The 19,773-nt window shown below is 64.2% G+C and carries 19 protein-coding genes; 6 read left to right on the top strand and 13 right to left on the bottom strand.

The genetic code is table 11. The features are described from left to right. Positions 1–10: 10 nt before the first annotated feature. Both B552_RS0115490 and B552_RS0115485 read right to left on the bottom strand, forming a co-directional pair. On the bottom strand, positions 11–1,033 hold the full coding sequence (locus B552_RS0115490) for a sulfonate ABC transporter substrate-binding protein (protein WP_019449948.1): 1,023 nt from the start codon (positions 1,031–1,033) through the stop codon (positions 11–13). A 243-nt stretch (positions 1,034–1,276) separates the two neighbouring features. Continuing rightward, the gene (locus B552_RS0115485; protein ID WP_019449947.1) at positions 1,277–2,284 is read right to left on the bottom strand and encodes a sulfate ABC transporter substrate-binding protein; all 1,008 of its coding nucleotides are present in this window, start codon (positions 2,282–2,284) and stop codon (positions 1,277–1,279) included. A 289-nt stretch (positions 2,285–2,573) separates the two neighbouring features. Between B552_RS0115485 and serB the strand changes: the two genes are divergently transcribed. From serB to B552_RS0115465, 4 genes are all read left to right on the top strand, one after another. Beyond that, positions 2,574–3,428, top strand: coding sequence for a phosphoserine phosphatase SerB (gene serB, locus B552_RS0115480; RefSeq protein ID WP_026035698.1), 855 nt, complete (start codon positions 2,574–2,576; stop codon positions 3,426–3,428). 177 nt (positions 3,429–3,605) lie between these two features. Beyond that, entirely contained in the window at positions 3,606–3,941 is a 336-nt protein-coding gene (locus B552_RS0115475) for a hypothetical protein (RefSeq protein WP_019449945.1), read from the top strand. Next, complete coding sequence (locus tag B552_RS0115470) at positions 3,941–4,228, top strand: hypothetical protein (RefSeq protein ID WP_157160266.1); 288 nt, start codon at positions 3,941–3,943, stop codon at positions 4,226–4,228. Before B552_RS0115475 ends, B552_RS0115470 begins: the two co-directional genes overlap by 1 nt. A 28-nt stretch (positions 4,229–4,256) precedes the next feature. Further along, positions 4,257–5,897: a PepSY-associated TM helix domain-containing protein gene (locus tag B552_RS0115465; RefSeq protein WP_035879888.1), complete on the top strand. Its 1,641-nt coding sequence runs from the start codon at positions 4,257–4,259 to the stop codon at positions 5,895–5,897. Here B552_RS0115465 and B552_RS0115460 read toward each other — a convergent pair. The 9 genes from B552_RS0115460 to phaC all read right to left on the bottom strand — a co-directional run bounded on the left by B552_RS0115460 (position 5,894) and on the right by phaC (position 16,221). Continuing rightward, positions 5,894–7,096: a cystathionine beta-lyase gene (locus B552_RS0115460; protein ID WP_019449942.1), complete on the bottom strand. Its 1,203-nt coding sequence runs from the start codon at positions 7,094–7,096 to the stop codon at positions 5,894–5,896. The two genes, B552_RS0115465 and B552_RS0115460, sit on opposite strands and share 4 nt — an antisense overlap. 85 nt (positions 7,097–7,181) lie before the next feature. Beyond that, positions 7,182–7,787, bottom strand: coding sequence for a hypothetical protein (locus B552_RS0115455; protein WP_051003569.1), 606 nt, complete (start codon positions 7,785–7,787; stop codon positions 7,182–7,184). A gap of 63 nt (positions 7,788–7,850) precedes the next feature. Next, positions 7,851–9,035, bottom strand: a complete 1,185-nt coding sequence (gene bktB, locus B552_RS0115450; RefSeq protein ID WP_019449940.1) for a beta-ketothiolase BktB — start codon at positions 9,033–9,035, stop codon at positions 7,851–7,853. A gap of 109 nt (positions 9,036–9,144) precedes the next feature. After that, positions 9,145–10,515 (bottom strand): 30S ribosomal protein S12 methylthiotransferase RimO, encoded by a 1,371-nt coding sequence (rimO, locus tag B552_RS0115445; protein ID WP_019449939.1) that lies wholly within the window; start codon positions 10,513–10,515, stop codon positions 9,145–9,147. Positions 10,516–10,698: 183 nt separating this feature from the next. Continuing rightward, positions 10,699–11,082, bottom strand: coding sequence for a hypothetical protein (locus B552_RS27535; RefSeq protein WP_019449938.1), 384 nt, complete (start codon positions 11,080–11,082; stop codon positions 10,699–10,701). Positions 11,083–11,279: 197 nt separating this feature from the next. Further along, positions 11,280–11,831, bottom strand: a complete 552-nt coding sequence (gene phaR, locus B552_RS0115435) for a polyhydroxyalkanoate synthesis repressor PhaR (protein WP_019449937.1) — start codon at positions 11,829–11,831, stop codon at positions 11,280–11,282. A gap of 373 nt (positions 11,832–12,204) precedes the next feature. Continuing rightward, positions 12,205–12,945 (bottom strand): 3-ketoacyl-ACP reductase, encoded by a 741-nt coding sequence (locus B552_RS0115430; protein ID WP_019449936.1) that lies wholly within the window; start codon positions 12,943–12,945, stop codon positions 12,205–12,207. 114 nt (positions 12,946–13,059) lie between these two features. Then, positions 13,060–14,241, bottom strand: coding sequence for an acetyl-CoA C-acetyltransferase (locus B552_RS0115425; protein ID WP_019449935.1), 1,182 nt, complete (start codon positions 14,239–14,241; stop codon positions 13,060–13,062). A gap of 84 nt (positions 14,242–14,325) precedes the next feature. Beyond that, the gene (gene phaC / locus B552_RS0115420) at positions 14,326–16,221 is read right to left on the bottom strand and encodes a class I poly(R)-hydroxyalkanoic acid synthase (protein WP_019449934.1); all 1,896 of its coding nucleotides are present in this window, start codon (positions 16,219–16,221) and stop codon (positions 14,326–14,328) included. A gap of 330 nt (positions 16,222–16,551) precedes the next feature. Between phaC and B552_RS0115415 the strand changes: the two genes are divergently transcribed. Then, positions 16,552–16,794 carry a hypothetical protein gene (locus tag B552_RS0115415; protein ID WP_019449933.1) on the top strand — a complete coding sequence of 81 codons (243 nt, stop codon included), beginning with the start codon at positions 16,552–16,554 and terminating at the stop codon, positions 16,792–16,794. Positions 16,795–16,834: 40 nt separating this feature from the next. Here the strand turns inward: B552_RS0115415 and pgeF are convergent, their stop codons facing one another. Together pgeF and B552_RS0115405 are read right to left on the bottom strand one after the other, a co-directional pair. Next, positions 16,835–17,644 (bottom strand): peptidoglycan editing factor PgeF, encoded by an 810-nt coding sequence (gene pgeF / locus B552_RS0115410; protein WP_019449932.1) that lies wholly within the window; start codon positions 17,642–17,644, stop codon positions 16,835–16,837. After that, positions 17,628–18,818 carry an RluA family pseudouridine synthase gene (locus tag B552_RS0115405; RefSeq protein WP_026035696.1) on the bottom strand — a complete coding sequence of 397 codons (1,191 nt, stop codon included), beginning with the start codon at positions 18,816–18,818 and terminating at the stop codon, positions 17,628–17,630. The genes pgeF and B552_RS0115405 overlap by 17 nt, the downstream gene beginning before the upstream one ends. A 16-nt stretch (positions 18,819–18,834) precedes the next feature. On the opposite strand from B552_RS0115405, the gene B552_RS0115400 reads away from it, so the two are divergent. Continuing rightward, positions 18,835–19,665, top strand: a complete 831-nt coding sequence (locus tag B552_RS0115400) for an outer membrane protein assembly factor BamD (RefSeq protein WP_026035695.1) — start codon at positions 18,835–18,837, stop codon at positions 19,663–19,665. Positions 19,666–19,773 lie beyond the last annotated feature (108 nt).

Here is a 19,773-nt window from a genome sequence, read left to right as displayed (position 1 = left end):
TTTGCGGGAATCAGCGCTGTGCCTGCTGTGTGGCTGGGGCCTGCCACGCAGCGTCTGCCACCCTGATCGGCTTTGGAATCAGCTTGAGCGTGTGGAAGGTGTCGGCAATGCGTTGCTGCTCGGCCAGCACCTCGGGGGCCACCGGCTTCGCGCCGTACGAGAAGCGCGACACGGCCAGGTCAAGCACGCCGGCATCGAGCGCGGTCTCCTTGACCAGCACGGTGGCCGCGTCCTTCGGATGCTTGTCGGCCCACTGGCCCAGTTGCGCGAGTTCGTCGAGGATCGCCGCCACCACGTCCGGACGCGCTTGCGCATAAGGACGCGACGCCAGGTAGAACTGGTGATTGCTGACGATGTTCTTGCCGTCGGCGCCACGGCCATCGGCCAGCACGCGGGCCTCCAGCTGTTTTTCGGCGGCGGCCAGGAACGGGTCCCAGATCACCCATGCATCGACGGCGCCGCGCTCGAACGCGGCACGCGCATCGGCGGGCGCCAGGTAGACAGGCTGGATCTCGCCATATGCCACGCCGGCCTTTTCAAGCTGCCGCACCAGCAGGTAGTGGACGTTCGACCCCTTGTTCAACGCCACGCGCTTGCCGCGCAGATCGGCCACGCTCTTGATCGTGGAGTTCTTCGGCACGACGATGGCCTCGGCAGTTGGCGCGGGCGGCTCGTTGCCGATGTAGGCAAGTTGCGCGCCGGCAGCCTGCGCGAAGATCGGCGGCGCTTCGCCGACCGTTCCAAAATCGATCGCACCAACATTGAGCCCTTCCAGCAACTGCGGCCCGGCCGGGAACTCGGTCCATTTGACCGAGATGCCCTGAGGCGCCAGACGCTTTTCCAGCGTGCCGCGCGCCTTCAGCAACGTCAGCGTGCCGTACTTCTGGTAACCGATGCGCAGGACCTTCGGATTGACAGTCTGGGACTGCGCCTTGGCAGGCCTGGCGAGAAGACCGTAGGAAAGACCGGTGGCGAGCACGAGTGCACCAACCAGCAGGCGGCGGCGCAGGGTGTTCTGGATAGGCGATGACATGAGATGTCCTTGATGGCAGAGATTCGGGTGCAGTGGGTTTCGGCAGGCAATACCGCCCCCTGCCGGCCTTATGAGCAACAAGGCAGCAACAAGGCGCGCGGTATCGCACGCGGGTTGGATCGGGATCAGGTCAGGCGGGACATCGCCGCGCGGCGATGCGGGATGACACCGTAAGGACTGCGGACATCAATGGGCTCCTTCAACTGGCGCACCGGGGCAGACAGGCCGCCCCGGCCGCACTTGTTACCGCTTGCCAGGCTGATAGACCTGGTCGAATGAACCGCCATCGGCGAAGTGGGCCTTCTGGGCCTTTGCCCAGCCGCCGAACACCTCGTCGATCGTGAACAGCTTCACCTTCGGGAAATTGGCCGCGTACTTCGTCGCCACCTTCTCCGAGATCGGACGGTAGTAGTTCTTTGCGGCGATCTCCTGGCCTTCGTCGGTATAGAGGAACTGCAGGTACGCTTCGGCCGCCTTGCGGGTACCCTTCTTGTCGACGACCTTGTCGACCACGGCCACCGGCGGCTCGGCCAGAATCGACACCGACGGCGCGACGATGTCGAACTTGTCCGGACCGAGTTCCTTGACGGCCAGGATCGCTTCGTTTTCCCAGGCAATCAGCACATCGCCAAGGCCGCGCTCGACGAACGTCGTGGTGGCTCCGCGCGCGCCTGAATCGAGCACCGGCACGTTCTTGAGCAGTGCGCCAACGAATTCCTTCGCGCGGGCCTCATTGCCGCCCGGCTGGCGCAGCGCGTAGCCCCACGCGGCCAGGTAGTTCCAGCGCGCGCCGCCCGAGGTCTTGGGGTTCGGCGTGATGACCTGCACGCCGGGCTTGATCAGATCGTTCCAGTCCTTGATCTGCTTCGGGTTGCCCTTGTGCACAAGGAACACGATCGTCGACGTGTACGGCGACGCGTTGTGCGGCAGGCGCTTCTGCCAGTCGGGCTTGATCAGCCCCTTGTCGGCAATTGCGTCGATGTCGTAGCCAAGCGCCAGCGTCACCACGTCGGCATCGAGCCCGTCGATCACCGAGCGGGCCTGCTTGCCCGATCCCCCATGCGACTGGCGGATCGTCACGCTGTCGCCTGCGTGCGCCTTGTAGGCCTTGGCAAACGCCGCGTTCACGTCCACATACAGTTCGCGCGTCGGATCGTACGAAACGTTCAGCAGGCTGGTGTTGGCCGAAGCGGTCTGAGCGGCGCCGAATACGGAAAGAACGGCGAGGCCGATGGCCAGTTTGCGAATCATCTTCTCTTGCTCCCGTCAGGTATCGTGAAATGGCGCGCAACAAGCGCGGCGCCAGGCTGTTGTAGGCCCCGCGCCTTGGCGGCATCAGGGCTTGTGTCAGGGAGAAAGGCTACCGGCGGGGCAAACGGGACGGAACGAATGGTTTCGCCGATCCAAGCATGGAATCCGCATAAGATCGGGCGGCTATATCGACATGCCCGAGCGACAGGGGTGTTGGGTACAATACGGCCTTCCCCGCAACACCAGCGCGTCTGCACTGCTGCGCTTCGCATCGCCCGTCTACCCTGCCATGCCGCTGATTCTCCAGAGCCTGTCCCCGCTTGCCCCTGCCGACCTCGACACCATCCGCTCCGCTGCCGGCGCCTCCACGTTCACGCTGCGCGCCGACAATGTGGCGTACGCGGACGACAGCGCCCCGCTGACGCCCGCGCTGCACGAAGCGCTCGATGCGACGTGCGGGCCGCGCGGCATCGACTGGGGCGTGGTGCCAGGTGACCGCAAGCTGTCGGATTTCCGGCTCGTGGCCATGGACATGGACTCGACCCTGATCACGATCGAGTGCATCGACGAGATCGCGGACTTCTGCGGCCTCAAGGCCGAGGTGTCGGCCATTACCGAAGCCGCGATGCGCGGCGAGATCACAGACTTCAACGAGAGCCTGCGCCGCCGCGTGGCGCTGCTGAAGGGGCTCGACGCCAGCGTGCTCGACCGCGTCTACGAAGAACGGCTGCGCCTTTCGCCGGGCGCTGAGCGCATGCTGCAGACGATCCAGGCACTGGGCCTGCGCACGCTGCTGGTCTCCGGCGGCTTCGTCCACTTCACGGACAAGCTCAAGCCGCGCCTGAAACTCGACTTCACGCGTGCCAACACGCTCGAAATCGTCGATGGCAAGCTGACCGGCAATGTGGTCGGCGAAATCGTCAATGCCGACGTGAAGGCGCGTACCGTGCGCGAGGTGTGCGATCAGATCGGTGCCGATCCGTCGCAGGCGATCGTCATGGGCGATGGCTCGAACGACCTGAAGATGATGGCCGTGGCCGGCCTCTCCGTGGCGTTCCGCGCCAAGCCGGTGGTTCGCGCCCAGGCCAGCGTGGCATTCAATCATGTGGGGCTGGACGGTCTGCTGAACCTGTTCCCGCATTGAACGGGCCCTGAGCGGCCACTGAACACCTCCTTCCCTGCGCGTCCGGCCAAGGCCGGACGCCGTCTGCATCACTCCCCTTTTGCATCATCCAGAACCGCCCGAGGGGCTTGCCTCCTTGCGAAGTTAAATACGAATCATTATTATTCCAATCCTCATCGACCAACTGCCGCTCGACCCATGCAGGCGTTAGCCATTCTCCTTGCCCTGGCGGGCGCCGCCTGCCTCTATCTGGCAGCACCGAACCAGGTACTTTGCAACACCGCCCACGGCACTGGCTGCGCACCGATTTCTCCTCGGCTGCTCGGCTGGCTTGGCCTGGCGCTGGCCGCATGCAGCGCATGGACGATGAGCGTGCCAGAGGGCTGGCCCGTTGGCATCGCTGCGGCACTGGTCGCGTTGACCTGCAGCCTGTCGGCCTGGCCATTTATCGGTGTCTGGATGCAGCAACGGCGCAATGCGGCACGCCCCGCTGAAATTCTGGCTGTGACTGAAACTGAACGGAGCCTGCCGTGATAGGCACCAGATGGCTTGCGGGCACGCTGCTCGGACTGCCGCTGGCGATCGTGCTGTGCACGCTCGGCGTGCTCTGGCTGCCCGGAGGCTGGGAGCGCGGGATCGTTGCCGCGCTGATGCTGAGCTTCGTGCTCTGGGTGGCAATCATCAGTCTGAGCCTGCTGTTCTCCAGCAGCCGCGCGGCCTGGCTGTGGCTGCTTGCCGCCAACCTGGCCGGCTTCGGCGTGCTCTGGATCGCGCGGCTGATGCACGCCATACCGCCGGCATCGACGCTCACGGGCGCGTAAGACCATTCAGGATTAGCCAGGACACTCGATGAAACCCAACACCTTGCGTGCGTTCAACACGCTCCATACCTGGGTTGGCCTGATGGCGGGCTGGGCGCTGTTTATCGCGTTCTTTGCCGGTGCCATCACCGTGTTTCACCATGAACTGCACGTCTGGCAGAACCCGGCGCGCCTGGAGGGCAGGCACGCCACCGATGTGCAGGTCGATGGTCCCGCCATCGACGCATTCGTGCAGAAGCTGGTTGCCGCGCATCCGGATGCCGCCGGCAGCGTCTACGTAAGCCTGCCGACCCGCGAGGAACCGGACTTCAACGCTTACTGGCAGGACAAGGCCGGCGCATGGCAGACGATGAACGGTACGCGGCTGGACGGAGATCCCGCGGCCCGGAACGATACGTCGCTCGATCACGTAACCGGCGAGTTGTCGGCCTTTCTGAACGCGCTGCACTACTCGCTCGGTTTGGGGATAAACGGCATGTACTTCATGGGCGCGATCTCCGTGCTGTACGGCCTTGCGCTGGTATCAGGCGTGCTGCTGCATCTGCCGCGCCTGAAAAAGGACCTGTTCGCGGTGCGCCCGGGCCGCAACCTCAAGCGGTTCTGGATGGACACGCACAACGTGCTGGGCCTGTTCAGCCTGCCGTTCCACCTGATCTTTGCGATCACCGGGGCGTTTTTCTGCCTGTCGCTGATCATGGTGATGGTGTTCAACGCGCTGACGTTCGACGGCAGGCTGATGGAAGTGGTGCCCCGCGTGTTCGGCGCCACGCCCGAGGTCAGCGCGGCTGGCCGTGCTTCGCCCACGATGCCGGCTGCCGCATTGCTGGCCATCGCCCGCGAGCATGGCGGCGAGCGCTTCACGCCAGAGGCAATCCGCTTTCAACGCTACGGCGATGCCAATGCCGTGGCCGAAGTGCGCGGCGACAGTACGCGTGCGCTGGGCAATGGCGGAGCGGTGGGCATACACGCCGCGGCAAACGCGCCCGATGCCGGCAAGCTGATCGCCAACCAGACCGCCGGCGCACGCGACACGAACCATATGCTCTACAGCGCGATGTTCGCGCTTCACTACGGCACCTATGGCGACCTGGCCATGCGGATGGTCTACCTGCTGGCCGGGTTGGCTGGCGCGTTCCTGTTCTATTCGGGCAATCTTCTGTGGATCGAAACGCGCCGCAGGACGCGCCAGGCCGAGCAGCCGCGTGTGCATCGGCTGCTCGCGCAGGCCACGGTTGGGGTGTGCATCGGCACCTGCATCGGCGTGGCGCTGTGCTTCCCGGCCGCGCTGCTATGGCCCGATCAGGCTGTCAGCCGGGTGTTCTGGCCGGCGTTCGCCGCCTGCATTGCCTGGGCGCTGGTACGCCATCCAGCGCGGGCTGCGATTGAACTGCTTTGGGTCGCCGCGCTCGCCGCGCTGGGCGTGCCGTTGGCAAATGGCATCCTGACCGGCGACCACCTGTTCGTCGCCGCGCTCAACGGCCGCTGGGCCGTGGCGGGGTTCGACATCGGCGCGATTGCGCTGGCCGCGGGCTTTGCCGCGCTCGCACGCGCAACACAGCGCCGGGCACGCGGCGGGCCTGTGGAATCGGTCTGGGCACTGCGCAGCGCCCAGACTCTCCAGCCCCCTCTTCCGCAAACGGAAGACAGGCGCAATCCCGCGTCGCTCTAGCGAAGCTTGTCTTCCATCGCCTGCTTCAGATCGCCGATCAGGTCGCGCGTATCCTCCAGGCCGATATACAGACGCACCAGCTCGCCGGCATTTTCCCAGCCGGCGGGCGGCCAGGTGCCGGCCGGGCGCATCGTGTCGACGTGGTACGGCACAGCCAGGCTATTTGCGCCGCCCCATGACCAGCCAATCGCAAACAGCTTCAGTGCCTCGACGAACGCATCGACCTGCTCGCGTGTGTAGCGGCTGTGCAGGATGATCGAGAACAGGCCGCTTGCGCCGGTGAAGTCGCGCCGCCATTCGGCGTGCCCCGGACAATCGGGCAACGCGGGATGCAACACGCGCGAGACCTCCGGCCGCTTGGTCAGCCATTCGGCAACCTCCCGCGCGGCGCGGTCGTGCGCGGCCAGCCGCACGGGCATGCTCGACAGACCCCGCAGCACCAGGTAGCAATCGTCGGCGGAGACGCCCCAGCCCATCAGCATGCGCGTGCGCTTGAGACGGTCATGGAGCTTGTCCTCCCGCGTGATCACCGCACCCATCAGCACATCGCTACCGCCGGACTGGTACTTGGTCAGCGCCTGCACGGAGATGTCGATACCCTTCTCGAACGGCCGGAAGTAGACGCCGGCCGACCACGTGTTGTCGATGGCCGTGAGTACGCCACGTGCTTTTGCAGCGGCGACGATGGCCTCGGTATCGGGCACCTCCATCGTGACCGAGCCCGGCGACTCCATCCAGATCAAACGCGTGTTCGGCTGGATCATCGATGCAATGCCAGCGCCAACGGACGGATGGTACGGGCGCACGGTCACGCCGAACTCGCGCGCCATCCAATCCCCATGGTCTCGATTGGGGCCGTAGACGTTTTCGGGCACGAGCACGTCGTCCCCGGTGCGCAGCAGCGCGAAGTAGACCAGCGAAATGGCGCCGAGGCCCGACGGCAGCAGCAGCGTGTGACGTCCGCCTTCGATCTGGGCCAGTTGCTGGCAAAGCGCTTCGCTGGTGGGTGTGGCGTGCAGGCCATAGCGCCAGTAGGTCTTGCTGCGGTCGCCATAAGCGCGCAGTTCGGCAAGATTCTGGAAGACGACTGTGGAGCCGCGGTACGTCGGCGTGGAGAATGAATCGAAGCCCGGCGCAATGTCCAGGTCGGGCTGGACCGCAATGGTCTTGATATAACGGGAGGAGTCGGATGCGGACACGGCGATTTCCCTGGAAAAGTCGAATCAGGCGTTCGAGCTTACCAGCAAATGCCAGCACAGCCACGCTACGCGTGGCGGTTTGAGCCTATCGAGGCTTGTCGGTCGTAATCGACGATCTGGGCGGAGGCGGGGCGGAGGTTACGCCGCTGGCCGGGCGCATATCGAACGGTGGAATCACCAGGTTGCCTCCGAGCGGCCGAATATGGAACGGCAGGACGATGTCCGGGTGGACTGCGTCAGTCCAGGTGCCCTGCACCGCGCCTTGCTGATCGATCTGCCCTTCCCAATTGCCGGACACACGCGTGCCGTCATCGGATTCTTCCATCAGGAAGCTGCCATTCTCCCACTCGCCGGATAGCAGCCGTACGCCCTTGGCATCGCCGATCGTGTACTCGCCTTGCAGGCTGTCGCGCGTATCGGTCTTGGGAGCCACGCGAAGCCGCACGGGCTTGTCGCCAATCGTTCCGGTGTAGACCGGATACTTCGCGTATTCAGGACGTGGCGCCAATGGGCCAACAGGTCCGGTGGACAACGAGGCGCCGCGCCTGGCCTCACCGGCGCGAATCGCCTCGTTGATGCCCAAGGCGCCGTCTTGCCCGTCCGCCGCCGGGCCTGTCGTCAGCGCTGTACCGTCTGCCGTTCCGTCAGCCGCGCGAGCGGCGAACGGAAGCGACAGCGTCGCGGTGATCATCAGGCACAGCAGGACAGGACGGAACAAGGCGGATTACCTCAGGCGGGATTAACGCCCGAGACTTTAAACACGCTCGAAGATCGCCGCAATGCCCTGGCCACCGCCGATGCACATCGTCACCAGTGCGTAACGGCCCTGCACGCGTTGCAGTTCGTGCACGGCCTTGACGGTGATGAGCGCGCCGGTGGCGCCGATCGGGTGGCCCAGCGAAATGCCCGAACCGTTCGCGTTGACCTTTGCCGGATCCAGGCCCAGCGCCTTGGTCACCGCACAGGCTTGCGCGGCAAACGCCTCGTTGGCCTCGATCACGTCGAGATCCTTGACCGACAGGCCGGCACGTTCCAGCGCAATCTTCGTTGCGGGGACCGGACCAATACCCATCGTCTTGGGATCGACACCTGCGTGACCGTACGACACCAGGCGTGCCAGCGGCTTCAGGCCACGGCGCTCGGCTTCGGCACGCTCCATCAGCACCAGGGCCGCAGCGGCGTCGTTGAGGCCCGAGGCGTTGCCAGCGGTGACCGTGCCGTTCTCCTTGATGAATACCGGCTTGAGCTTGGTCATGTCGTCCATCGTGGCGTCGTGGCGCACGTGCTCATCGGTATCGAACACGACGTCACCCTTGCGCGACTTCAGCGTGACCGGAACGATCTGGTCCTTGAAGTAGCCGGCCTTGATGGCGGCGGAAGCGCGGCGATGCGATTCCAGCGCGGCTTCGTCCTGCTGCTGGCGCGAGATGTCGTATTCCTTGGCGACGTTCTCCGCCGTCACGCCCATGTGGATCGTGTGGAACGGGTCGTGCAGCGCACCGAGCATCATGTCGATCAGCTTGGCATCGCCCATGCGCGCGCCCCAGCGCGCCATCGGCGCCAGGTACGGCGCGCGGCTCATGCTTTCCGCGCCGCCGCCAATTGCCACATTGGTATCGCCGAGCAGAATCGACTGCGACGCGCTGATGACCGCCTGCAGGCCCGAGCCGCACAGACGGTTGACGGTCAGCGCCGGGGCGTTGATCGATACGCCGCCGTTCACGGCCGCCACGCGGCCCATGTACATATCCTTGGGTTCGGTCTGAATCACGTTGCCGAACACCACGTGACCCACGTCGTCGCCCGATACGCCAGCGCGCGCGAGCGCCTCGCGCACTACCAGCGCACCCAGTTCCGTCGGGGCCAGATCCTTCAGGCTACCGCCGAAGGTACCGATGGCGGTGCGCACACCGCTGACAACTACTACTTCACGCGTCATGTCTTGTCTCCATGCGTTCATGTTGCGGTGCACAGTATAGACCCGACCCCGGGGAAACGAACGACCGTACTTTTACGTATTTTTACCTAATTGCCCGAACAAGTACGGCTTACGCCACTTCACCCCAGAGATCATGGCCATCGGCGCCAGTAATCTTCACATTGACGAAATCGCCGGTCTTGTAACGCTGCGACGGCTTTGCGGCGGGATCGATATAGACCAGCCCGTCAATTTCCGGTGCATCGGCCGACGACCGGCCAATGCCGCCATCCTGATTGATTTCGTCCACAAGCACGCGCAGCGTCTGGCCCACCTTGCGTTGCAGGCGTCGCGCGGACACTTCCTCTGCCACTTCCATGAAACGGGCACGGCGCTCTTCGCGTACTTCGTCGGGCAGCGCGCCAGGCAAGTCGTTGGCCGTAGCCCCTTCCACCGGGGAATAGGCGAAGCAGCCGACGCGGTCAAGCTCGGCTTCGGCGATGAAGTCCAGCAGCGTCTGGAACTCCTCTTCAGTCTCACCCGGGAAACCGGCAATGAAGGTGCTGCGGATTGTCAGCTCGGGGCAGACTTCGCGCCACGCGCGAATGCGGTCGAGCGTCTTCTCGGCATTGGCAGGACGCTTCATGCGCTTGAGCACATCCGGGTGCGCGTGTTGCAGCGGCACATCCAGATACGGCAGCACGTTGCCCTGGTTCATCAACGGGATGATCTCGTCCACGTGCGGATACGGGTAGACATAGTGCAGGCGCACCCATGCGCCGTACTGGCTGGCCAGTTCGCCCAGCGCTGCCACCAGCTCGGTCATGCGCGTCTTGAGCGGGCGCCCGTTCCAGAAGCCTGTGCGGTACTTGACGTCCACACCATAGGCGCTGGTGTCCTGCGAGATCACGAGCAGTTCCTTGACGCCGGACTTGAACAGGTTCTCGGCCTCGAGCATGACCTCCGCCACCGGGCGCGAGACGAGGTCCCCACGCATCGACGGGATGATGCAGAACGAGCAGCGGTGGTTGCACCCTTCCGAAATCTTCAGGTAGGCATAGTGCTTCGGCGTCAGCTTGATGCCGGCGGCAGGAACCAGATCGGTAAACGGGTCATGCGGCTTGGGCAGGTGTGTGTGCACAGCCTGCATCACTTCACCGAGCGCGTGCGGCCCGGTCACGGCCAGCACCTTCGGGTGAACCGAAGTCACGATGTCGTGCCCCGCCGCATCCTTCTTGGCGCCCAGGCATCCGGTCACGATTACCTTGCCGTTTTCGGTCAGCGCCTCGCCGATGGCGTCCAGGCTTTCCTGCACGGCCTCGTCTATAAAGCCGCAAGTATTGACGACCACGAGGTCGGCGCCGTCATACGTGCCGCTGATCGAATACCCCTCGGCGCGGAGCTGGGTAATGATCTGCTCGGAGTCGACCAGGGCCTTCGGACAGCCGAGTGACACAAAGCCGACTTTCGGCGGATTGGACAGATTGGTTTCAGACGACATGGGGCACCGCAAGTATGGGGATCTGGACGCGTCCGACCGTCCCCGGTGGCGCGCCGCGCTGGGCTAAGGGCATCCGGCGAGCCTGCCGGGCGCCGTCATTGCCATGAAAGACCGCGATTTTACCCTGAGCAAGCGATATTCGCGCGTATCCGTTTGCGGGCCTCATTCTGTGCCGAAGCCGCATCACGCCCCCAGAAAACTGGCGACCCTGCCAAGAATCGGCTTCCAGCCCAGGGCCATGCCCAGCACGACCCCGCCGCCGGCAGTTGCCCAGAATGCCCGGCTGACGCGGTCCCTCAGCGTAGAGAGATTGCTCTCGGTTGACTGGATGCGCTCGGAAAGATCGGACTCTACCTTGTCAATCCTGGCCGTAACGCGAACCTCGAACTGGTTCAGCGCGTGGATGATCCGCGACTCGGAATCCCGCATTTGCACTTCGTGCTGTCGAAGCTGCTCCGCCATGGCCTGCTGGTTCGCGGTAAGCGAACCAATGTCACGTTGCACCTGGCCAAGCTGCGTGTAGACGTCGAATGCAAACGGTTGGGGTTGGAGTCTGAAGTTTTCCATCGGGCGATGAGAGGTAATGGCCAGTCAGAAACCCTGAACAGCCAGGGCATGATCAATTGGACCATGCCCTCTCGCCCGATTCACTGCATCAACGACAATGCCGCACGAATGTGGAAATCTGCCACGCTTTCACAACAGTCCGTGGTTGTGACGCCACTTTCCTGGCGCCGCGCGGCAAGCGCAAACCTGCCTGACGCTTACTTCTTGTCCGGCTGGTTGAACGGGAACGTGCCGAACATGCTCTTGGCCTGGTTCTGCATCTGTTCCTGCATCTGCACGAACAGGTTCTTGCTCTGTTCGATGTAGTTGCTCATCATGCCCTGCATCATCGGCCCCTGCAGGTTCATGAACTGGGACCACATGTCCGGGCTGAACGCCTCGCCCGCGTACAGGCCCTTGGAATTTTCGGCCAGCTTGTTCTGGATGTCGATGAACGCCTGGATGTTCTTTTCCAGGTAGGTGCCCATCATGCCCTGCATCGCGTGGCCATAGAAACGGATGATCTGCGAGAGCATTGCGCTCGAGAACATCGGCACGCCACCGGTTTCCTCTTCAAGGATGATCTGCAGGAGGATGCTGCGCGTGAGTTCCTCGCCTGACTTCGCGTCGACAACCTTGAATTCCTCGTTGTCCATGACCAGCTGCTTCACGTCCGCAAGCGTGATGTAGGTACTGGTCTGCGTATCGTAGAGCCGGCGATTGGGGTATTTCTTGATCAGTCGCTCTGCGCCTTTTTTGCTCGTGGCCATCGGTGCCCTATCCTTTTGTCGTCGCTGACGCCGTCTTCCGGCATCCGCTGCTGCGCCATCGCTAGTTGCTGCTGCACCGCATGCGGTGCACTGCGCAAGATGCAACCGGACCAGACCCAGCCGAAGCGCTCTACTTTGGTGCCGGTTGCGCCGTTGCCCTGATTCTATGCTCAACAAAGCACTATGGAAAGACGGCAAGGTTTAAGGAAAACCCGCAGCAAAACCGCACGAAAATAGCAAGGCGGGCGGTACGCGCGCACCGATGCGCACGCGCCGCCCGCCAGAGGCACCAGCCGATGACAGCTTCGTGGACAGACTTGTGCACCGCGCTGGATGCGCCGCACCAACGGCACATCCGGCGCGCGAGCTTCGGTCAGCCCATGTGAAGGCCGCCGTTCAGCGAGAAGTCCGCCCCAGTGGAGAAGCCCGACTCTTCCGACGCCAGCCAGGCACAGATCGAGGCGATTTCCTCGGGCGCGCCCAGGCGCTTGACCGGAATGGTGCCCACGATCTTGTCGAGCACGTCCTGGCGAATCGACTTGACCATATCCGTGGCGATATAGCCCGGCGACACCGTGTTCACGGTCACGCCCTTGGTGGCCACTTCCTGTGCCAGCGCCATCGTGAAGCCATGCAGGCCGGCCTTGGCGGTCGAGTAGTTGGTCTGCCCGAATTGCCCCTTCTGGCCGTTCACCGACGAGATATTGACGATGCGGCCCCAGCCGCGGTCAGCCATGCCGTCGATGACCTGCTTGGTCACGTTGAACAGCGACGTCAGGTTGGTGTCGATCACGGCATCCCAGTCGGCGCGCGTCATCTTGCGGAACACCACGTCACGCGTGATGCCCGCGTTGTTGATCAGCACGTCAACTTCGCCCACTTCGGCCTTGACCTTGTCGAACGCGGCCTTGGTCGAATCCCAGTCCGCCACGTTGCCTTCGGACGCCACGAATTCGAATCCGAGCGCGCGTTGCTGTTCAAGCCACTTCTCGCGGCGCGGCGAATTCGGGCCGCAGCCCGCGACCACCTTGAAACCGTCCCGGGCCAGTCGCTGGCAAATCGCGGTTCCGATACCGCCCATGCCGCCGGTCACATATGCAATGCGCTGAGTCATATCCACTCCTAGTTGGCTCGTTCGATCTGTCGAAGCCTTGGTCTTTGTTATTGAAGCCGGCGGCAGCGACATCGATACCCGCCACCGGCACACCCCTCAATGCACGACGCCCACTCAGTTCCGTTCAACGGCCAGCGCCACGCCCATGCCGCCGCCGATACACAGCGAAGCCAGGCCCTTCTTGGAGTCGCGGCGCTTCATCTCGTGCAGCAGCGTCACCAGGATGCGGCAGCCCGATGCGCCGATCGGGTGGCCGATGGCGATTGCGCCGCCGTTGACGTTGATCTTCGACTGATCCCAGCCCATCTGCTTGTGCACTGCCAGCGCCTGCGCGGCAAATGCCTCGTTGATTTCCATCAGGTCCAGATCCTTGACCTCCCAGCCGGCGCGCGACAGGCAGCGCTTGCTGGCCGGGACCGGGCCCATGCCCATCACCGCTGGGTCAACGCCGGCGTTGGAGTAGGCCTTGATCGTCGCCAGCGGGGTCAGACCCAGTTCGCGTGCCTTGGCAGCCGACATCACCACCACGGCGGCGGCTCCGTCGTTCAGGCCCGACGCGTTGGCGGCCGTGACCGTGCCGTTCTTGTCGAAGGCAGGCTTCAGGCCGGACATGTTGTCCAGCGTTGCGCCCTGGCGCACGAACTCGTCGGTCTTGAAGGCCACCGGATCCCCCTTGCGCTGCGGAATCAGCACCGGGACGATCTCCTCGTCGAACTTGCCCGCCTTCTGGGCGGCTTCCGCCTTGTTCTGGGACGCAACGGCGAATTCGTCCTGCGCCTCACGCGTGATGCCGTATTCCTTGGCCACGTTCTCGGCCGTGATGCCCATGTGGTACTGGTTGTAGACGTCCCACAGGCCGTCCACGATCATCGTGTCGACCAGCTTGGTGTCACCCATGCGGAAACCGTCGCGCGAACCCGGCAGCACATGCGGCGCGGCGCTCATGTTCTCCATGCCGCCGGCCACGACGATTTCCGCTTCGCCAGCCATAATCGCGTTGGCAGCCAGCATCACGGCCTTCAGGCCCGAGCCGCACACCTTGTTGATGGTCATGGCCGGCACCATGTCGGGCAGGCCCGCCTTGCGCGATGCCTGGCGTGCCGGGTTCTGGCCCGAGCCAGCCGTCAACACCTGGCCCATGATCACTTCACTCACCTGGTCCGGCTTCACGCCGGCGCGCTCCAGCGCGGCCTTGATCACGATGGCGCCGAGTTCCGGTGCCGGGATCTTCGCCAGGGAACCGCCAAACTTGCCAACTGCGGTACGGGCTGCGGAAACGATGACGATGTCAGTCATTTGAGGTCCTTTCGAGAAAGCGAATACGAATACGGAACGGATCGAAACCAGGCCGGCGCCGCTGGCGGCCGGCCCTCAGGAAAATCAGGCGCGTTGTTTGACGTAGCGTCCGGGCGCCGGTTCAATGGCCTTGTAGTGGGCGTTGCCGAAGCTGGCTGGCGCCTCACGCTTCTGGCCGGCCTGCTTGCCAAGCCACGCCATCCAGTCCGGCCACCAGCTACCCGGCTGCTCCTGCGCGCCGGCCAGCCAGTCATGGGCCGACTCCGGCAGCGCGTCATTGATCCAGTGACTGCGCTTCTTCTTGGCAGGTGGATTGATCACGCCGGCAATGTGGCCGGACGCCCCCAGCACAAATCGCAGCTTGTTGGCGAGCAGCGCGGTAGACGAATAGGCCGCGGTCCACGGCACGATATGGTCTTCACGTGACCCGTAGATGTACGTCGGAATATCAATCGTCCCCAGGTCCACCGGCGCATTGCAGACCGTGAGCTTTCCGGGCACTTTCAGCTCATCCTGCAGGTAGGTGTGGCGCAGGTACCAGCAGTACCACGGGCCAGGCAGGTTGGTCGCGTCACCGTTCCAGAACAGCAGATCGAACGGCACCGGCGTGTTGCCCTTCAGATAGTTGTCGACGACATAGTTCCAGACCAGGTCGTTCGGGCGCAGGAACGAGAACGTATTGGCCAGTTCCACGCCGCGCAGCAGCCCGCACGGGGCACCGGCGCCTCCACCGAGCGTGGCTTCGCGCAATTGCACGTGAGACTCGTCGACGAACACGTCGAGGATGCCGGTATCGGTAAAGTCGAGCAGCGTGGTCAGCAATGTCAGGCTGGCGGCCGGACGCTCGCCGCGCGCGGCAAGCACGGCCAGCGCCGTCGAGATGATCGTGCCGCCCACGCAGAAGCCCAGCACGTTGATCTTGTCCTGGCCGCTGATGTCACGGGCCACCTCGATCGCGCGGATTGCCGCGTGCTCGATATAGTCGTCCCAGGTGCGCTCCGCCATCGTGGCATCGGGGTTGCGCCACGACACCAGGAACACGGTATGCCCCTGTTCCACAGCGTGCCGCACGAGCGAGCTTTCCGGCTGCAGATCGAGGATGTAGAACTTGTTGATGCACGGCGGCACCAGCAACAGCGGTCGCGCGTAGACCTTGTCCGTCAGCGGCTTGTACTGGAGAAGCTGGAAATACTCGTTCTCGTAGACCACCGCACCTTCGGTCACGGCGACGTTGCGGCCCACTTCGAAGGCGGTTTCGTCGGTCTGCGAAATCTTGCCGCGGCCGAGGTCTTCCAGCATGTTGCGAACGCCGCTGCGCAGCGACTCGCCGCCCGATTCGATCAGGCGCTGCTGCGCATCGGGGTTCGTGGCCAGGAAGTTGGCTGGCGACATCGCGTCCACCCACTGGGACACGGCGAAGCGAATGCGCTGGCGGACCTTGGGGTCGGCCTCGACCGCATCGGCCAGTTCGGTCATCGCACGTGCGGTCAGCAGGTAAAACGCGGCGGTGTATCGATATGCCGCATTGTTGCGCCAGGCCGCGCTGGCAAAGCGCCGGTCCGACAGGCGCTGGCTGGCGGAATCACCAGCGGCGCCGTTGGCCGCAGGCGTGCCGCCGGCAACTGCGCCTTCACCCATTTCGCGCCAGAGTTCAGCGAAATCCTTGAAATAGCGTTGCTGGATGTGGGCAAGCTGCGTCGGCGCGATCTTTACGCGACTCACGCCATCCGCGCCATTCAGGCCAGCACCCTGGAAGGCGCTCTGGAATGCCTTGGTGAAAGCCTCGCCACCCGGGAATCCACCGGGAAACGCGCCGGCCATGCCTGCCGGAAAACCAGCCGGCATCTCGCCGTTGGCTTCGGGTACCCACTGACGGGACCACTCCAGCCATGAGGCTGGATCAAATGGCCCCGGCACGAACTGAAACGGTTGGGACTTGCCTTCCTTGCCGGAAGCTGCCGCACCTTTGCCGGTCGCCATAATGTATTCGTCTCTCTGCCGTCGTATTGATTGACGGGCTCGGGGTGACTGTCTCCCGACCCGCCCCTGTTTCGGGTTACGTCTGGCATCACTACCGGGGCGGCCTCGGACGCCCTGCGCCATACGCTATGCTTGCCGGCGGAACCGTGGTGAATGTCCACGATTCCGATACATTTGAAGGCATTGTTGCCTTGCAATGTAGAGGCTGTCAATGCGGAAATCAGCACGGCAAACAACTCCCCCACGGCCCGCGCCCGACCTACCCGACGGTAGGTCTGACGCGGCCTGCGGGGCAGCACGTAACTCATACACGAAAGAGATGAAAGTCTGATGTACATCGTGGCAATTGGTTGGCTATACGTCGCCTTGATGATGGCGATCACCGAAACCAACGTGGTGGCCGGCGTGGCAACCTTCCTGTTTTACGGCCTGGGGCCGGTGGCCATCGTGGTGTACATCATGGGGACGCCAGGCAGGCGCCGGCGCAGGAAGGCGCGTGAGGCAGATGAAGCTGCTGCGGCAAAAGCCGGGCAGGCGCAGGCGGACGCGACGGACAGCGACACCGACCACTAGGCCCGCCGTCCCCCGCTTTTCTGCGCGTTTATTCCCGCCGTTAGCCCTGTTCCGGCCCGCCCTCGATCCAGACCAGCGTAGCCATGCGGCCCGTGGTACGGTCCCGGCGATAGGAAAAGAACCGGTCGGCGTCAGTGACCGTACAGGTGTCGCCGCCGTGGACGTGCCTGCAGCCCGAGCGCGCCAGCCGGATGCGCGCGAGCGTATAGATGTCGGCCCAGTACTTGCCCGGCGCACCGGGCCGGAATGCCGCTTCGACCGCGGCTCGATCCTCGTCGCTCGCGCGATCGAGGAAGGCCTGCCGGACTTCCGCACCGACCTCGAATGCCGTGGGCCCGATGGCAGGGCCGAGCCAAGCCATCCACTGTGGATCGGGTCCTGCATGCTTGGCCATGCGCGCCAGCGTGGCCTCGATCACCCCGTCGCAGAGGCCCCGCCATCCAGCATGCGCGGCGCCGACCACCGTGCCTGCGGCATCGCACAGCAGCACCGGCAGACAGTCGGCCGTCATGATCGCGCAGACATGGCCCGTTTCCGTGGCGATGCTTGCGTCGGCCTGCGGCACGTCGACCGAGGCCCCGTCGGCAGTCACCACGCCGCAGCCATGCACCTGTTCCAGCCAGTGCGGCATGGCCGGCAGGTGTGCCGCCAGCCGCTGCCGGTTCATGGTTACGGCAGCCGGATCGTCGCCGACATGGGTCCCGAGATTCAAGCCGCCCGGCATGCCGTCGGCCAGACCGTACGGCCCAGCGCTGACGCCGCCATGGCGCGTGGTCGACAACGCGCGCACGCGAACCGGCGCTGGCCAGTCCGGCACGATCCAGGCCGGACGATCAGTCGTCGTCGCCATCGTCGTCCCCTTCGTACCAGTCCTCGCCCTCTTCGTCGCCTTCGTCGTCTTGCGACTGCCCCTCGAAATCGAGCGCGTCGATCAGTGCCTGCAGGTCTTCGGGCGGTTCTGCTTCCCAGGACTTCTTGCGGCCCGTTACCGGGTGCACAAGCCCCAGCCGGTACGCGTGCAGCGCCTGGCGCGTGAACGGGACGGGCAGCGGCACACGGATCGCTGGGCGCTGGCCGCGCTGGGTAGCCTTGTGATAGACCGGATCGCCCACCAGCGGATGGCCAATCGACTCGAAATGCACGCGGATCTGGTGCGTGCGGCCGGTCTCCAGCTGGCACATCACCATCGAGACCTTGCCACGGCCAAGCGGCACGGTGCCGAGCGTTTCGAAGTGCGTGCGCGAAGGCTTGCCGCTGTTCGTATGCACGATGGCCATGCGCGTACGCTCGCGCGGATCGCGGCCGATCGGGGCATCGATGGTGCCCTCGTCCGGCGTCTCGCCCCAGACCAGCGCGATATAGGTCCGCTTTACCGTGCGCGCCGCAAGCTGGCGAACCAGATCGGTCTGCGAGGTCAGCGTCCGGGCCACCACCATCAGGCCCGAGGTTTCCTTGTCGAGCCGATGCACGATGCCGGCGCGCGGCAGGCCCGCGGCGTGCGGGTCGCGATGAAGCAGCCCGTTGAGCACGGTGCCGCTCCAGTTGCCCGCCGCGGGATGCACGACCAGTCCGGACGGCTTGTTGATGACAAGCAGCGCATCGTCTTCGTACACGACATCGAGCGGCACGTCTTCGGCCGTGAAGGCCATCGACTCGGGGGCCGCCTTGGGTTGGATCTCGATCTGCTGGCCCATCTGGACCGATGCCTTGGCACGGCTGGGCTCACCATCCACACGCACGGCGCCGTCCTCGATCCATTGCTGGATGCGGCTGCGCGAGAATTCGCTGAAGTGGCGTGCAAGCAGTTTGTCGAGGCGCTCGCCGTGTGCGGCACTATCGACTTCAAGGTAAAGGGGTACGAGATCCGAAGCGGCTGGTGACGGGCTGGCCGCTTCTTCGTTGAACTCACCGACGTCGCCGAATTCGTCTGAGTCCACTTCCGCGGAAGCAGCGGATTCGGTGTGGCGTACCAGACCGGTTTCGGGCTGGGGGCTTCGGCTATAATGCTTGGCGCTATTTTTCATCCGGAACAGGTTGCCCATGCAATTGCAGAGCTTGAAACGCGCCAGCTGGCGCGCGAGATTTGGAGCGATTTTGCTCGCAGGCGGCTGCGTCATGCTGTCTGCATGCGGCCTGCTGGGCGACCAGCCGGACGAGACGGCCGGCTGGTCGGCGAACAAATTATATTCGGAAGCCAAGGATGCCCTCGATGGCGGCGACTACACACGCGCCGTCAAGCTCTATGAAAAGCTAGAGGGCCGCTATCCGTTTGGCCGCTACGCGCAGCAGGCGCAGATCGACACCGCCTACGCCAACTACAAGGATGGCGAGACCGCCGCTGCCCTGGCCGCGGTGGACCGATTCATCCAGTTGCACCCGAGTCACCCGAACATCGATTACGCCTACTACCTCAAGGGGCTGATCAACTTCAACGACAACCTCGGCTGGCTGGGCCGCTTCTCGGGCCAGGATCTCAGCGAACGTGACCCGAAGGCAGCACGCGCGGCCTATGACTCGTTCCAGACCCTGATTACGCGCTACCCGGACAGCAAGTTCACACCGGACGCAACGCTGCGCATGCAGTACATCGTCAACTCGCTGGCCCAGCACGAGGTGCACGCGGCGCGATACTACTATCGCCGTGGCGCCTACCTTGCCGCCGTCAACCGTGCCCAGCAGGCGCTGAAGGACTATGACGGTGCGCCAGCCAACGAGGAAGCGCTGTACATCATGGTTCGCTCGTACGATGCACTCGGCATGAAGGACCTGCGCGACGACGCCGCGCGCGTGATGGAACGCAACTACCCGAACAGCGACTTCATCAAGTACGGCCAGCGCCGCAAGGACAAGTCCTGGTGGGAAGTGTTCTGATCAACTGACCCGGACTGACCCGGCTGCGTCATGCACGCCGGCACGTAAAAAAACCCGCACGCGAGCGTGCGGGTTTTTTGTTGCCTGATGCGGCCTGATGCGGCCGGA

This window comes from Cupriavidus sp. BIS7 (assembly GCF_000292345.1).
In the GTDB taxonomy this organism is placed as follows: domain Bacteria; phylum Pseudomonadota; class Gammaproteobacteria; order Burkholderiales; family Burkholderiaceae; genus Cupriavidus.
This window is presented reverse-complemented; position numbering and strand designations above follow the sequence as displayed.

Coding starts and splice junctions, on each gene's coding strand:
- B552_RS0115405 (WP_026035696.1), bottom strand. CDS start 18,818: ATGAAAAATAGCGCCAAGCATTATAGCCGAAGCCCCCAGCCCGAAACC.
- B552_RS0115475 (WP_019449945.1), top strand. CDS start 3,606: ATGCAGGCGTTAGCCATTCTCCTTGCCCTGGCGGGCGCCGCCTGCCTC.
- B552_RS27535 (WP_019449938.1), bottom strand. CDS start 11,082: ATGGAAAACTTCAGACTCCAACCCCAACCGTTTGCATTCGACGTCTAC.
- B552_RS0115465 (WP_035879888.1), top strand. CDS start 4,257: ATGAAACCCAACACCTTGCGTGCGTTCAACACGCTCCATACCTGGGTT.
- B552_RS0115485 (WP_019449947.1), bottom strand. CDS start 2,284: ATGATTCGCAAACTGGCCATCGGCCTCGCCGTTCTTTCCGTATTCGGC.
- pgeF (WP_019449932.1), bottom strand. CDS start 17,644: ATGGCGACGACGACTGATCGTCCGGCCTGGATCGTGCCGGACTGGCCA.
- B552_RS0115455 (WP_051003569.1), bottom strand. CDS start 7,787: ATGATCACCGCGACGCTGTCGCTTCCGTTCGCCGCTCGCGCGGCTGAC.
- rimO (WP_019449939.1), bottom strand. CDS start 10,515: ATGTCGTCTGAAACCAATCTGTCCAATCCGCCGAAAGTCGGCTTTGTG.
- B552_RS0115490 (WP_019449948.1), bottom strand. CDS start 1,033: ATGTCATCGCCTATCCAGAACACCCTGCGCCGCCGCCTGCTGGTTGGT.
- B552_RS0115430 (WP_019449936.1), bottom strand. CDS start 12,945: ATGACTCAGCGCATTGCATATGTGACCGGCGGCATGGGCGGTATCGGA.
- serB (WP_026035698.1), top strand. CDS start 2,574: ATGCCGCTGATTCTCCAGAGCCTGTCCCCGCTTGCCCCTGCCGACCTC.
- bktB (WP_019449940.1), bottom strand. CDS start 9,035: ATGACGCGTGAAGTAGTAGTTGTCAGCGGTGTGCGCACCGCCATCGGT.
- B552_RS0115400 (WP_026035695.1), top strand. CDS start 18,835: ATGCAATTGCAGAGCTTGAAACGCGCCAGCTGGCGCGCGAGATTTGGA.
- phaR (WP_019449937.1), bottom strand. CDS start 11,831: ATGGCCACGAGCAAAAAAGGCGCAGAGCGACTGATCAAGAAATACCCC.
- phaC (WP_019449934.1), bottom strand. CDS start 16,221: ATGGCGACCGGCAAAGGTGCGGCAGCTTCCGGCAAGGAAGGCAAGTCC.
- B552_RS0115425 (WP_019449935.1), bottom strand. CDS start 14,241: ATGACTGACATCGTCATCGTTTCCGCAGCCCGTACCGCAGTTGGCAAG.
- B552_RS0115415 (WP_019449933.1), top strand. CDS start 16,552: ATGTACATCGTGGCAATTGGTTGGCTATACGTCGCCTTGATGATGGCG.